Raw genomic sequence first — 14,639 nt, 5'->3', positions numbered from 1 at the left:
CCCAACTCATCAGGAGAGCCATGCCCCGTCTAACGTTGCCCCAGCCATCTGCGTGGATACCGATTACCGCCATTGGCTTAAGTCTTGGCTATACCATTGCTGCGTTGACGTCTTTACCCTGGTGGACGCTATTTCTTTTTGCAAGCGCATGGGTATGGCTAGGCGCGCGTTTTCGCTTAGGGCAGCCACGTTTTCGTCGTTACCGCAAAGTATGGCCGTGGTCGCTGCTGCCGCTGTGCCTCTGGGGGCTTTACGTTTACCTTGCGGATAGCTTCGGCAAACTCGATCTCGGCGCGGTGTTTTTTCACCTGCAAGCGGGAATGTCCGATCATGGTGGCTCAGGGCGTATGGTTGCGGCGGCATTATATACGCTCTGCATGCTGGGTGTACTGATTGCATTTACTTGGTTAACCCGCAACGACTGGCGCTGGCGGCGAGTCGAGCCGCTTCTTGCCGTCATACTGATCGTGTCGAACCCACTCATTTTAGGTCTGGGCCAGCGCAGTGCGGTAGTAGTAACAGACGATGGCGGCTGGCTAGAGCGACGCTATGTACCCCCGCGTGTTCAAGCACAAGACGATCCGCCTAACTTGGTGCTGCTCTATCTTGAAAGCATTGAGCGTACTTACGGCGCCCCGGCTTTTGGCGACGCCTACGCCGACCTTAAAGCGCTCGGCGAGCGCGGCGTGGTATTTGAGGGGATTCGCCAAATTGCTAACACTGGCTGGACAATGGCTGGCATGATTGCAAGCCAGTGCGGCACACCGCTAATGCCGGCAGGGCTTCTACACGACCGTCAATTTGAGCCGCTCTCCGCCGTGGTGCCAGGCGTTAACTGCTTAGGCGACGTGCTCTCTGAGCAGGGATACCGCCTGAGTTATTTCGGGGGCGCCAGCGCCGAGTTCGCAGGGAAAGGGCTATTTTACAATGGTCATGGTTTTCAACATGTGTATGGCCTAAAAGAGCTGCAGCCACAGCTCGACGACAAAACGTACGTCAACGATTGGGGACTTTATGACGATACGCTTTATGAATTCACTCTAAACGAGATTGAGCGCTTAGAAGCAGAAAGCGACTCGCCGTGGGGCGTGGTGAATTTAAGCATTACCGGCCACGCACCTAATGGCTATCCTGCGCGGCGCTGCCTTGAACGCCAAGGCGAATGGGATGGCGAAGATATCCTGTATTCAGTCAAATGTTCGGCCTGGCTGGCACGCAATTTCGTCGAGCGCTTAGATGCAAAAGGGCTGTTAGACAATACCGTGGTGGCCATCGTCAGCGATCATTTGACCATGCGTGTTCCGGTGTGGGATACGTTGGAAACCTTACAGCGGGAAAACACCTTTATTTTACTTGGCGACAGCCTTGAGCCGCAGCGTATTTCCCGCAATGCCTCGACACTGGATATCTTCTCTACGCTGTTAGACGCTCTCGGCTATCCGGCTAAAAATCACCAAGCCGGGCTTGGTGTCTCACTGCTGAATGACACAACCTCGACGCTACTGGAACGCCATGGAGAGGAGGCGATTAACCGCCGCTTACATGAGGAAAGTGCCTTGCAACAGCGGCTTTGGGATGGGCTTTCGCCTCACCAGGACAAAACGCCTCCCCGCCCCAAGCCAGCCGAACAAGTGCTAGAAAATCCCAACGACAGCGCTGATGAAATAAATCTAGGGCTTTAAGCGTTCGCTAGCATCCGCTGACACGGCTTTATAAAGCGTTTCAGCGTGCATCTGATTAAGGCAGTTGGTGTGCCCTAACGGGCAATCACGCTGGAAGCATGGTGAACACTCAAGGCCAAGATAATGGATGCGTGCTTTATTTGTCAGCGGCGGCGTGTAATCTGGCGAGGAGGAGCCATAGATCGCTTGTACTCGTGTGCCCACCGCAGACGCGACGTGCATAAGCCCGGAGTCGTTGGTCACCACTTGGCGGCAATCAGCAAGCAAATCGACCACATCGGCCAATGCCGTTTTTCCACATAGGTTATGCGCTTGCGGAAGCCCTTGGACGATCTCCTGCCCCGCAATATGGTCCTTGGGTCCGCCCAAAATACGCACTTCCAGACCATCGTCCACCAGCCGCTTAGCCAGCGTGTGAAAGTACGCTAAAGGCCACTGCTTAGCGGGGCCATACTCCGCCCCTGGCATCATGCCAATCGCAGGACGCGATGATAGCGCATGCTGAATACGTAAATTGACGAGGTTATCGTAGTCGATCTCAAGACGTGGTTGAGGAATCGTAAACCGTCCGCTTGCGACTTCCTCTTCGGGTAGCCCAAGCGCGACGAAACGCTTCACCGTTTGATCTAGCACCTGCTTATCGAGCTTACGCCGCTCTTTTAGCAAGCCATAGCGCTGCTCGCCCAGAAAGCCAACACGCTCCGGTATACGAGCAAGAAACGGCACCAACGCCGCCTTCCACGAGCGTGGCAGCACAATTGCGCGGTCAAAGCGGCCTTTTAGCCGGTTGGCAAGTTCACGCCGGGTCTTCAGCCCAAACTCACCATGGCCGACTGATAACGGCAGCACCTCGTCCACTTGGGGCATACGCGCGAGAATTGGCTGCGACCAAGCGGGCGCGATCACGCCCAACGTTGCGCCAGGGTAGCGCTGTTTTAGGGTGATAAATAGGCTCTGGGCCATCACCATATCCCCCACCCATGAGGGGCCGATCACCAATAGACGTTTTGCCGGCTCATTCATTAAGCCACTCCAAGTACGCCTTCACCCCCTGGGCGACGGTTTTGAATTCTATATCGCAGCCGGTCTCGCGCAGCTTGGCAATATCCGCCCGCGTATAGCTCTGATAGCGCCCTTTTAGCTCTTCGGGGAAGTCGATGTAGTGAATTTCACCTTGGCCGTAGTAGTCGATGACGGCCTCACCAATGGCTTTAAACGGCTCCGCACGACCAGTGCCTAGGTTAAAAATACCCGATTGCTCTGGATGATCAAGAAACCATAGATTCACATCCACCACGTCGCCCACGTAAACAAAATCGCGGCTCTGCATACCCGCCTCGTAGCCGTCGTAGGCCCCAAACAGCTTTAGTGTCTCGCCGTTACGCACTTGCAGGTGGTTATGGTAGGCAACGCTTGCCATCTTACCTTTGTGCTGCTCTCGCGGGCCGTAGATATTGAAGTAACGAAAGCCAACGACCTGAGTGGTTAGCTCCTCCCAACGGGCACGCACGTGCTGATCAAACAGCAATTTCGAGTAGCCGTAGACGTTAAGCGGTTTCTCGAACTCTGGTGCTTCTTTAAACACGCTACTGCCACCGTAGGTGGCGGCTGACGAAGCATAGAGAAACGGGATGCCGTACTGCTCGCAAAAATTGAGTAACACCTTGGAGAACTCGTAGTTATTTTCGAGCATAAAGTGGCCGTCCCACTCGGTCGTATCCGAGCAGGCGCCCTCGTGAAAAATCGCCTCGATATGAGGGAGGTCGACGGATTCACCCCGCAAGGCACCTTTCACTCGCTGAATAAATTCCTTTTTATCCAGGTAATCGGCCAACGTACAGTCGGCTATATTAACGAACTTGGTGCCGTCACGCAGGTCATCGACCACCATGACATCGGTGCGCCCGCGCGCATTCAGTGCTTTTACAATATTGGCACCGATGAAACCGGCACCGCCTGTCACGACGATCATCACTGTCTCCTTAACAACTAGCCTGTACTGACTTGCGGCCTATGTGGGCCTGCGTCTATAACCTATCTGCTTGGGATTGTATACTTGACGCTTTCTGAATTCATGGCCAATGGTGCTTTTCCCGATGAGTGTTTCCAGAAGCGTTTCAAGTCATAGCTCGACACCAGACGTGTCGACCTTTCAAGGTTTAATCCTTGCGCTGCAGCAGTACTGGGCTGAGCAAGGCTGCGTTGTACTCCAGCCACTGGATATGGAAGTGGGCGCCGGTACCTTTCATCCATCGACGTTCCTGCGCGCCATTGGCCCCGAGACGTGGAATGCGGCTTACGTTCAGCCGTCACGGCGCCCCACCGATGGCCGCTACGGCGAAAACCCCAACCGCTTACAGCACTACTATCAGTTTCAGGTAGTAATGAAACCCTCCCCCAGCAACTTGCAGGATCTTTACCTCGGCTCGCTTAAGCGCTTAGGGCTGGACCCGCTGATTCACGATGTGCGCTTTGTCGAAGATAACTGGGAATCGCCTACGCTGGGCGCTTGGGGCCTGGGTTGGGAAGTATGGCTCAACGGCATGGAGGTGACCCAGTTTACCTACTTCCAGCAAGCGGGTGGCATCGAGTGCTACCCGGTTACTGGCGAGCTCACTTACGGCATCGAGCGTATCGCCATGTACTTGCAGGATGTAGACAGCGTCTACGACCTGGTGTGGACCATCGCCCCCGACGGCAGCAAAGTCACCTACGGTGACGTTTACCTGCAAAATGAGCGCGAACAATCCGCCTATAACTTTGAACACGCCGATGTCGAGCAGCTGTTCAAATCGTTTGATCATCAGGAAAAAGAGTGCAGCAAACTGCTAGACGTGAACCTGCCGCTGCCGGCTTACGAGCAAGTGCTTAAAGCGTCTCACACGTTTAATTTACTCGATGCCCGCCACGCTATCTCGGTGACCGAGCGGCAACGCTTTATTCTACGCGTACGCACCATGGCGCGCGACGTGGCGCAAGCCTACTTCGAATCGCGCAAAGCCGCAGGCTTCCCTATGGCGCCAGACGCACTGCGGCGTGAACTGTTAAACGAACCCTCCGATGCTCAGGGAGACACATGATGGCCGTTGATACGCTTTTACTCGAACTTGGCGCCGAAGAGCTTCCCCCCACCGCACTGGATGCGCTCTCAGACGCGTTTGCCAGCGGTATCCAGCGCGGTCTACAAGACGCTGAAATTCCTTTCGAAAGCGTTGAAGCATTCGCTACGCCGCGGCGGCTTGCCGTTCGCGTTGCTGGCCTTGCCGACAAACAGCCCGACCGCGAAGTTGAAAAGCGCGGCCCGGCATTGGCCGCCGCCTTCAAAGATGGCCAGCCGACCAAAGCGGCGGAAGGCTTTGCCCGTTCCTGCGGCGTCAGTGTCGATGAGCTCATTCACCTAGAGACCGACAAAGGCACTTGGCTCGGTTACCGCGAACAGCAGACCGGTGAGACCGTCCAGGCGCTGCTGCCGGATATTCTGCGCAAAGCCATTGGCGCGCTGCCGGTCCCCAAAAACATGCGCTGGGGCGCATCACGGGTCGAGTTTTCTCGCCCGGTCCATTGGTTAGTCGCGCTTTACGGCAGTGATGTGATCGCCGCAGAAGCCCTCGGCCTGGAAACCAGCCGCACCACTTATGGCCACCGCTTTCATGCACCCGGTGCCATTCAACTCGCTCATGCGGATGATTACCTAAGCGCGTTAGAAAATGCCTACGTACTGGCCGAACGTGCTCAGCGCCGTGAGCGGATTCGCGAGCAGGTACTCGCCGAAGCAGAAGTCCAAGACGCTACCGCCGTTATTGATGAAGACCTGCTCGTTGAAGTCAGCGGATTGGTGGAGTGGCCGGTTGCACTTACCGGCAGCTTTGATGAGCGCTTTCTGGAGGTACCGGCAGAGTGTTTGATCTCGTCGATGAAGGCCAACCAGAAGTACTTCCATCTGCTGGATGAAAACGGCAACCTCATGCCGCTTTTTATCACCATCGCCAATATTGAAAGCCTCGACCCGGATCAAGTCATTCACGGCAACGAGAAAGTGATTCGCCCTCGCTTGGCCGATGCCGCATTCTTCTACGACACCGACCGCAAGCAGACGCTGGCTAGCCGTCTACCCGCGCTTGAGAGCGTGGTCTTTCAGCAACAGCTTGGCACACTGGCAGATAAAGCCCGCCGCAGCGAAGCCATCGCAGGCTATATAGCCGAGCAAATTGGCGGTGATGAGGCATACGCTAAACGAGCAACTCAGTTAGCCAAATGTGACCTCGTCACCGAAATGGTGCTCGAATTCCCCGAGCTTCAGGGGGTTATGGGCCGCTATTATGCTGAGCAAGACGGCGAGCCCACCGAGGTCGCCAAAGCGATTGAGGAGCAGTACCTACCTCGCTTCGCCACCGATGCGATTCCGCATACGGCTACCGGTAAGGCACTGGCTCTTACGGACCGTCTTGACACCTTGGTGGGTATTTTCGGCATTGGCCAGCGCCCTACCGGCGCAAAAGATCCCTTTGCTTTGCGCCGCGCTTCCATCGGCGTGCTGAATATCTTGATCAAGGGCGAGCTCAATCTCGACTTGCGCGAGCTTTTGTCCCGCGCAGCAGAGCAACATCAAGGGCTCCCCAAAGCAGAAGGCTTGGTCGACGACGTGCTGACCTACATGCTGGATCGTTTCCGTGCGTGGGGGCAGGAAGAAGGCATTACCGCCGAGATGTATCTCGCGGTGCGTGCCCGCCCAGTGACCAAGCCGCTCGACTTTGCCCGCCGCCTGCGCGCGGTTAAAACCTTCGCCCAACGCGAAGAGGCCACTGCGCTGGCCGCCGCTAACAAGCGAGTTTCCAATATTTTGGCTAAGCAATCGCACGACGGTAGCACTCAGGTCGACGGTGAGCTGTTAAGCGAAGAAGCCGAAAAAGCTTTATTCCACGCGCTCTCTACCAGCCGCGATAGCGTTGCACCGTTATTTGCCGAGGGCCATTATATGGAGGCGCTTGACGCCCTCGCTACGCTGCGCGAGCCGGTGGATAATTTCTTCGATCAGGTAATGGTGATGGCAGATGATGAAGCCGTCCGTCGCAATCGCCTTGCTCTGCTCGCCAACTTGCAGTCGCTGTTCTTAGACGTCGCGGATATTTCGGAGTTGCCACAGTAAGCTAGCGCTTCTAAAAAGCCACATACTCAGCCCGGCATAAGCCGGGCTTTTTTAATTGGTTTATCCTGAGTTTGTCGAAGGGTGTTTCACGTGAAACATATATAATTGACTGACGTTACTTGATTGTCCGAGAATCTCTATGCCCCTACTTCCCGAACGTTTGATCATTCTCGACCGCGACGGTGTCATCAACCAAGATTCTGATGCCTATATCAAATCACTCGCAGAATGGATTCCCTACCCTAACGCTATTGATGCCATTGCTCGGTTAACGCAAGCGGGCTATACCCTTGCCGTGGCAACCAATCAATCAGGCATTGCGCGCGGCTATTACGATGAAGAGACGCTTGAAACGATGCATAAACGCTTACACGAGCTTGTCTGCAGCGCAGGCGGGGAGATCGCTCATATCGCTTACTGCCTCCATGGTCCCGATGATAACTGTAATTGCCGCAAGCCACTGCCAGGTTTGCTTGAGAACATCCAAACAAAGCTCGGACTCAAAACCCTAGAAGGGAGTTGGATGGTGGGCGATAGCTTACGCGATTTACAGGCGGGTGAAGCGGTAGGCTGTCACTCCGTATTGGTCAGAACAGGAAAAGGTGAAAAAACCGAAGCAAAGGGAATCGGTTTGGAAAAAGCGCAGGTATTCGATGATCTGGGCGCTTTTGCGGATTGGCTAATCTATGAAAATCTTATTCCTTAAAATAAACGGGTACACAGCTGAAGCCATGTACCCGTTGTTTCAACCGCAAGTGTTTCACGTGAAACACTAAGCTAATGTTTAAATATCAAGATTCGCGACAAGCGCATTAGATTCGATGAAGTCGCGGCGCGGCTCTACCTCATCGCCCATTAAGGTGTTGAACATCATATCAGCGGCAACGGCATCTTCGATGTTGACGCGCAGCATACGCCGCGTCTCCGGATCCATGGTGGTGTCCCATAGCTGATCCGGGTTCATCTCGCCCAACCCCTTGTAGCGCTGCACAGAAAGGCCTCGCTGGCCTTCTTGCATCAACCACTGTAGTACATCGGCAAACGTCGATACTGACTTCTGACGTTCGCCACGGGCTATGTGGGCACCCTCTTCCAACAAACCGTTAAGGGTCTCACCTAATGCCACCATCGCGGGGTAATCCAAGCTCTCGAAGAAATCCAGCCCCCACGCATATTCTGTGGTCACCCCGTGCGCAATGAGTGAAACGGCAGGAAGCAGCAAACCCCGCTCGTGGTCTTCTTTGAGGTGGAAGTGGTAGCGCGGACCACCTTCATAAGCGACCTGGTCATCCATGGCTTTTTGCAGCTCATCGATCCAATTTTGCATGGTCACACGGTCTTTCAGGCTAGCTTCACCGTCTAGCCGCGACGCGTGCACTACCTGCTTAAGCACTTCGATGGGATAAACCCGCGATAAACGGTCGATACGCTTCATAACGTTGCGGTATTGATTCACCAACGCCTCCAGCTGCGAACCGGAAATACCCGGCGCATCGGCATTCACGTAGAGACGCGCTCCATCAAGCGCCGTGGTGGTTAAGTAATCCACCATCGCCTGCTCATCTTTGAGATAGAGCTCCTGCTTGCCGCGTTTGATCTTATAAAGCGGCGGCTGGGCAATAAACACGTGACCGCGTTCAATTAACTCCGGCATCTGACGGAAGAAGAATGTCAGCAGCAAGGTGCGGATGTGCGAGCCATCAACGTCCGCATCGGTCATGATGATGATCGAATGATAGCGCAACTTATCCGGGTTGAACTCTTCACGGCCGATACCGCAGCCTAGCGCGGTGATTAACGTGCCCACCTCCGCAGAAGAGAGCATTTTGTCAAAGCGGGCTTTCTCTACGTTCAGGATTTTACCCTTGAGCGGCAAAATTGCCTGGGTGCGCCGGTCGCGCCCCTGCTTCGCACTGCCACCGGCCGAATCACCCTCCACCAAATAAAGCTCAGAGAGACTTGGGTCTTTCTCTTGGCAGTCGGCAAGCTTGCCGGGCAGCCCTGCGATATCCAGTGCGCCTTTGCGTCGCGTCATATCCCGCGCTTTACGCGCCGCTTCACGTGCACGCGCCGCATCCAGCATTTTATTGACGATCGCCTTGGCCTCATTGGGCTTCTCGATCAAGTAGTCTGAGAAAAGCCGCCCCATCTCTTGCTCAACAGCGGTTTTGACTTCACTGGATACAAGCTTGTCTTTGGTCTGCGAAGAGAACTTCGGGTCCGGCACTTTGACGGAGATAATCGCCGTCAAACCTTCCCGCGCATCATCGCCGGCGGTACTTACCTTGGCTTTTTTCAGCAGCCCTTCCGCTTCGATATAGTTATTAAGCGTACGGGTCAGCGAAGCGCGAAAGCCCGCCAAATGAGCACCGCCATCACGTTGAGGAATGTTATTGGTATAGCAGAAAATGTTTTCGGTGAAGGCATCGCTCCACTGCATCGCCACCTCTACTTCTACCCCATCCTCACGAACGGCATTGAAGTGGAACACCGGATTCAATACGGTTTTGTTTTTATTGAGGTGGTTAACAAAAGCCTTAAGGCCACCTTCGTAGTGAAAGAGTTCCTCTCTGCCGCTGCGTTCATCCATCAGGCGAATCGCAACGCCCGAGTTCAGAAATGACAGTTCCCGCAGGCGTTTAGCCAAAATATCGTAGTGGAACTCAATATTGGCAAAGGTTTCGGTCGAGGGTCGAAAGTGCACCTTTGTACCGCTTTTATCGGTTTGCCCCACTACCGAAAGCGGTGCTTGAGGTACGCCATGGCGGTACACCTGCTCAAACACATCACCTTGACGCCAAATTGTCAGGCGCAGTTCTTCTGAAAGCGCGTTAACTACGGAAACACCCACCCCGTGCAACCCGCCGGAGACTTTATACGAGTTGTCATCAAACTTACCGCCTGCGTGTAGCACGGTCATAATCACTTCGGCTGCAGAGACACCTTCGCCTTCGTGCAGCTCGGTAGGGACACCACGGCCGTTATCGCTCACCGTGATGGTTTCATCTGGGTGGATAACCACGCGAATTTCACTGCAATGGCCGGCCAGCGCTTCATCGATGGAGTTATCCACCAGCTCGAACACCATGTGGTGCAGCCCGGTGCCGTCGTCGGTGTCACCGATATACATGCCGGGACGCTTACGCACTGCGTCCAGCCCTTTGAGCACCTTAATGCTTGATGAATCGTAAGCTTGCTCGCTCATTGACTAATCACTCCATCGTGAAGTCTATTTGTCCGTATCGCCTGTTTATCTGGCACCGTTGTCAGCCCTGAGTCACGGTGTGCTATTGCTCACCAGTCGGCTGAGCGCTGACAGGCTTTCTCCTGCCAATGTGTCTTCCTGTTCAATATGTTTCACGTGAAACATTTGCACCGCGGTGCCAGAAAGCCATCGGTTATTTAAGGCGGTCGGTTCGACGCTGGTAATAAAGGCTTGGCACTGCATCGATTCAAGAAGTTCGCAAAACCGCTGGCGATGCTTTTCATCAAGCTCAGCGGGCAAATCATCAATTAAATACACGCAGTGCCGATTGACGCTGCTTTCCAAAAATCGCCCTTGAGCAAGCTTCAAAGCACTCACAACAAGTTTCTGCTGACCTCTGGAAAGCACCTCAATCGCCGGTTGTTTGTGGATCTTGATCCGCAAGTCCGCACGCTGCGGACCTTGCTGAGTAAACCCCATTTGCTGATCGGTCGGGCGGCTTGATGCCAATACATCGGCCAGAGCGCGTTTTTTATCCCATCCGCGTGCATAATGAAGCGTTAGCCCTTTCATCGGCAGCAGTGCCGAAAGCGTTTCCTCGAAGACGGGTAAAAATGCGCTAAACCACTCGCGCCGTTGTTGATCCATCAGCTCACCGCTACTGGCCAGCTCATGCTCCCAAACGTCCAGCTCATAAGGGGCTATTCTACCACGCCTAAGAAGGGCATTCCGATGTTTCAACGCTCGACGTGCCCGTTTCCACAACGTTAGAAAGTCGTGTTTCACGTGAAACACACCCCAATCGAGAAATTCACGCCGACCCGCAGGCGAGCCTTCGAGCAATCGAAACGCATCGGGGTTAATCAGCTGAAGCGGCAGTGCCTCCGCAAGCTCGGCCAGGCGCGTATTTTTATTACCTTTTAAGCGCAGCTCCAATTCACGCTGGTCACGGAAACGGCGCACACCAAGTGTCGTCGATGGTTCTCCGGCTAAACGCCCAAACAGTGTCATCTGCGTCATATTTTGCTGAATCACGTGCTTGATCTGACGCGTTCTAAATGAACGGCCCATCCCCAAAATATGAATGCCTTCAAGCAGGCTCGTTTTGCCGCTACCGTTGAGACCGCTAATGACATTAATATGCGTGCAAGGCGTCATCGTAACGGGAGCAAGGTTTCGCAGCCCCTGAAAATTTAACTGCTCTATGCTCATTGCCGCTGCCAATAAATACACAAAGGCGGTGCCCCTTCAGACACAAGAGACACCGCCATGACAATTTTCGAATTCAGCATCACGCTAATGAGTTGAGTGTTTATAACCGCATGGGCATCACAACGTACAACGCATCACCCCCGCCCGGTTCTTCCATTAGCGCACTACTGTTGGGATCAGCAAGCGTCATTTGCATGCGTTCTTCATCAAGCACCGTCAGCACATCAACGAGGTAGCCCACGTTAAAACCAATCTCCATCGAGGGGCCGTTATATTCAACGGCAATGTTTTCCTCGGCTTCTTCCTGCTCAGGATTATTGGCCATCACTTTTAAGTTGCCAGGCTCTAAATAAAGCCGTACACCGCGGTATTTTTCGTTAGACAGAATCGCCGTGCGCGACAACACTTGGCGTAATGCGGCACGTTCTGCCAATAACACCTTATCGCCGTTACGCGGTACAACACGTTCGTAATCCGGAAATTTTCCGTCGATTAGCTTGGACGTAAAGGTAAAATCGCCGGTATGCGCGCGGATATGCGTAGAACCCAGCGTTAAGCTCACTGGCTCGTCGCTATCGTCTAGGAGGCGTGCAAGTTCAAGGATCCCTTTGCGCGGCACTATCAGCTTGTGTGGCTGCTCAACGGTCACATCCACCGGGCGCGAACACATCGAAAGACGGTGACCATCGGTGGCCACAGCGCGTAATAAATTGCTTTGGATTTCCAGCAGCATGCCGTTGAGGTAGTAGCGCACATCCTGCTGCGCCATAGCGAAAGACGTCGACTCAATCAGATGCTTAAGCGTCCCCCGCGGAACGCTTAGCTCTTGGCTACCTTCGTTATCCTCGATATTAGGAAATTCCGCTACTGGCAACGTCGAAAGCGTAAAACGTGAGCGACCACTGCGCAGCACCGCACGCCCATCTTCGACCGCAAGCTGAATCTCGGCCTGCTCCGGCAGCGATTTACAAATGTCCATCAGCTTACGTGCCGGTACGGTCGCTGACCCTTCCTGCTCAACGTGGCTAGCCACCGTACGCCCCACTAGCTCAACTTCTAAATCCGTACCGGTAAGGGCAACCTGGTCGCTTTCGATTTCGATCAGCACGTTAGAGAGCACGGGAAGCGTTTGCCGGCGCTCGACCACGCCGGCCACCAGCGTTAGCGGACGCAGCAGTGCCTCACGGGAAATGGAAAAGTTCATCGGCGCTCCAAAATAGTCGGTGACACGTTTATAGATAACAGTTTAAGTCGGTGATTAGCTGGTCAGTAAACGCAACAGATTCTTGTAATCTTCACGAATATCCGCACTCTCTTCTTGCAAGGCTTTTACCTTACGGCAAGCGTGCAATACTGTCGTGTGATCCCGCCCCCCGAAAGCATCGCCAATTTCCGGCAGGCTGTGGTTAGTGAGCTCTTTGGCCAACGCCATCGCCACTTGCCGAGGGCGGGCAACCGAACGCGAACGCCGTTTGGAGAGCAAATCTGCAATTTTGATTTTGTAATACTCAGCCACGGTACGCTGAATATTGTCCACGCCGACCTGTTTGTCTTGTAACGCGAGCAAATCTTTTAGCGACTCGCGGATAAAATCCTGAGTGATTGGTTTGCCCATGAAGTGGGAGTCAGCAATCACTTTCTTTAACGCACCTTCTAACTCGCGCACGTTGGAACGAATCTTTTGGGCAATGAAGAAGGCCGCATCATGAGGCAAATCCACTTTGGTCTGTTCGGCCTTTTTCATCAAAATGGCCACGCGCGTCTCAAGCTCCGGTGGTTCAATGGCAACGGTTAACCCCCAACCAAAGCGAGACTTCAAGCGCTCTTCGACGCCACTAATCTCTTTAGGGTAGCGGTCAGAGGTCAGAATCATCTGCTGCCCGCCTTCTAACAGCGCGTTGAAGGTGTGGAAAAATTCCTCTTGAGAGCGCTCTTTGCCGGCGAAAAACTGAATATCATCAATCAGTAACGCATCCACGCTACGATAAAAGCGTTTAAAGTCGTTAATCGCATTCAATTGGAGGGCTTTCACCATATCGGCAACGAAGCGCTCTGAGTGCAAATATACCACCTGCGCATTCTCACGCCGGGTCGCCAGCGCATTGCCTACCGCGTGCATTAAGTGAGTTTTACCTAGCCCCACTCCACCGTATAAGAAAAGTGGGTTGTATGCCCCACCGGGGTTTTCTGACACTTGGCGCGAAGCAGCTCTCGCCAGTTGGTTTGATTTACCTTCCACAAAGGTGTCGAAAGTAAAATTAGGGTTCAAGCCGCTATTGTGTTTCAGCCCCCCTTCCACCTGAACCTGACGCTCCTTAGGCCGCTTTGACGCCTGTTCTTCGCGCAGCTGATCAATCTCGCGCTCATCGGCGATATCGCCACGGGGGGGCGTACTCACTGCCGGTGCCGCCGGTTTTGCCGGCGATGCGGAAACCGGGTTGCCAAGCTCACGCGGCTGGGGCGGTGCCGCGGCAACGCGGCGGCTTCCTACCGTCAAGCTCACTTTTGGCGGCTTGGTCGGTGCAAGCTCCCGAATCAGCTCGCTGATACGCTTGGCGTACTTGTCGCTCACCCAGTCGCGCACAAAGCGATTAGGCGCTAACAAGCGCAGCTCGTTGGACTCCCCCTCCTCTGCTTGAAGGGGACGTATCCAGGTATTGAACTGCTGTGAATTCAGTTCGTCCTGCAGATAGTCCAGACACTGTTGCCATAGCGCGAGAGACACTCAACTCACCTTCGGTTGAAAACGGCCGGATATTGTAGCGCCCCAAAAGCCAGTTATCCACACAGCGTACGGCTAAATATTTTCTGTGGATAACCCTCTTACCAAGTTACGAACAGCCCGAGGATAAGCATGGCACGCTTGTTAGCATGGGCGATTTATCCTCGCTTTTGCACCGTTTCCCCACAGCGAACCCCCTGCTAAATAACCGCTTATCCACACATTTTTAAAATGTTTATCTACCTGTTAATAAACGATTTAAAACACTTATCCACAAATTGTATCCCCACTATTAATAACAACATCATTTAAGTAATACTATTATTGTTAATGTTGTGTCACCTTGAGCAGAATGGAGCATAGCGGCAGGTACGGCCATCACGGTAGCTCGACAAAAAAATTGCACCTATCGCGGTAAGGCTCTACAATTTCCGGTCTTGAATTGGATCTCCCTATGCCAGTGCCTTGCTGGTTTGGGCCTCTTAAAATCGACATTCCGTCAAAAAACCACGTGGGAATAACGAGTTATGAAACGCACTTTTCAACCCAGCGTTCTAAAGCGCAAGCGCGCGCATGGCTTCCGTGCTCGTATGGCAACCAAAAACGGCCGTGCTGTAATCTCACGCCGTCGTGCCAAAGGCCGCAAGCGTCTGAGCGCCTGATTTCGGATTG

At 53.9% G+C, this 14,639-nt stretch carries 11 protein-coding genes; 5 read left to right on the top strand and 6 right to left on the bottom strand.

Annotation, left to right across the window (positions count from 1 at the left end):
- Nucleotides 1-20: 20 nt before the first annotated feature.
- A complete protein-coding gene (locus HZS81_RS16390) occupies nt 21-1,682 on the top strand; it encodes a sulfatase-like hydrolase/transferase (RefSeq protein ID WP_179931590.1) in 1,662 nt (553 codons plus the stop codon).
- Here HZS81_RS16390 and waaF read toward each other — a convergent pair.
- Nucleotides 1,671-2,705, bottom strand: coding sequence for a lipopolysaccharide heptosyltransferase II (gene waaF, locus HZS81_RS16385; protein WP_179931589.1), 1,035 nt, complete (start codon nt 2,703-2,705; stop codon nt 1,671-1,673). The genes HZS81_RS16390 and waaF overlap by 12 nt on opposite strands.
- A complete protein-coding gene (gene rfaD / locus HZS81_RS16380; RefSeq protein ID WP_179931588.1) occupies nt 2,698-3,654 on the bottom strand; it encodes an ADP-glyceromanno-heptose 6-epimerase in 957 nt (318 codons plus the stop codon). The genes waaF and rfaD overlap by 8 nt, the downstream gene beginning before the upstream one ends.
- A gap of 124 nt (nt 3,655-3,778) precedes the next feature.
- Between rfaD and glyQ the strand changes: the two genes are divergently transcribed.
- From glyQ to gmhB, 3 genes are all read left to right on the top strand, one after another.
- Entirely contained in the window at nt 3,779-4,762 is a 984-nt protein-coding gene (glyQ, locus tag HZS81_RS16375) for a glycine--tRNA ligase subunit alpha (protein WP_179931587.1), read from the top strand.
- Nucleotides 4,762-6,828 (top strand): glycine--tRNA ligase subunit beta, encoded by a 2,067-nt coding sequence (gene glyS / locus HZS81_RS16370; RefSeq protein ID WP_179931622.1) that lies wholly within the window; start codon nt 4,762-4,764, stop codon nt 6,826-6,828. Before glyQ ends, glyS begins: the two co-directional genes overlap by 1 nt.
- Before the next feature lie 139 nt (nt 6,829-6,967).
- A complete protein-coding gene (gene gmhB, locus HZS81_RS16365) occupies nt 6,968-7,534 on the top strand; it encodes a D-glycero-beta-D-manno-heptose 1,7-bisphosphate 7-phosphatase (protein WP_179931586.1) in 567 nt (188 codons plus the stop codon).
- A gap of 78 nt (nt 7,535-7,612) precedes the next feature.
- Here gmhB and gyrB read toward each other — a convergent pair whose 3' ends face one another.
- The 4 genes from gyrB to dnaA all read right to left on the bottom strand — a co-directional run bounded on the left by gyrB (nt 7,613) and on the right by dnaA (nt 13,970).
- Nucleotides 7,613-10,033: a DNA topoisomerase (ATP-hydrolyzing) subunit B gene (gyrB, locus tag HZS81_RS16360; protein ID WP_179931585.1), complete on the bottom strand. Its 2,421-nt coding sequence runs from the start codon at nt 10,031-10,033 to the stop codon at nt 7,613-7,615.
- Between the two features lie 72 nt (nt 10,034-10,105).
- Nucleotides 10,106-11,245, bottom strand: a complete 1,140-nt coding sequence (gene recF / locus HZS81_RS16355; RefSeq protein ID WP_179931584.1) for a DNA replication/repair protein RecF — start codon at nt 11,243-11,245, stop codon at nt 10,106-10,108.
- A gap of 100 nt (nt 11,246-11,345) precedes the next feature.
- Nucleotides 11,346-12,449: a DNA polymerase III subunit beta gene (dnaN, locus tag HZS81_RS16350; protein WP_179931583.1), complete on the bottom strand. Its 1,104-nt coding sequence runs from the start codon at nt 12,447-12,449 to the stop codon at nt 11,346-11,348.
- A gap of 54 nt (nt 12,450-12,503) precedes the next feature.
- Nucleotides 12,504-13,970 carry a chromosomal replication initiator protein DnaA gene (gene dnaA / locus HZS81_RS16345; protein ID WP_179931582.1) on the bottom strand — a complete coding sequence of 489 codons (1,467 nt, stop codon included), beginning with the start codon at nt 13,968-13,970 and terminating at the stop codon, nt 12,504-12,506.
- Nucleotides 13,971-14,494: 524 nt separating this feature from the next.
- Between dnaA and rpmH the strand changes: the two genes are divergently transcribed.
- Nucleotides 14,495-14,629, top strand: a complete 135-nt coding sequence (gene rpmH, locus HZS81_RS16340) for a 50S ribosomal protein L34 (protein ID WP_009101657.1) — start codon at nt 14,495-14,497, stop codon at nt 14,627-14,629.
- Nucleotides 14,630-14,639: the final 10 nt, after the last annotated feature.

Source organism: Vreelandella salicampi, from assembly GCF_013415105.1.
Lineage (GTDB): Bacteria > Pseudomonadota > Gammaproteobacteria > Pseudomonadales > Halomonadaceae > Vreelandella > Vreelandella salicampi.
The sequence above is the reverse complement of the archived record's forward strand: the minus strand, read 5'-3'. Positions and strand labels throughout refer to the sequence as shown.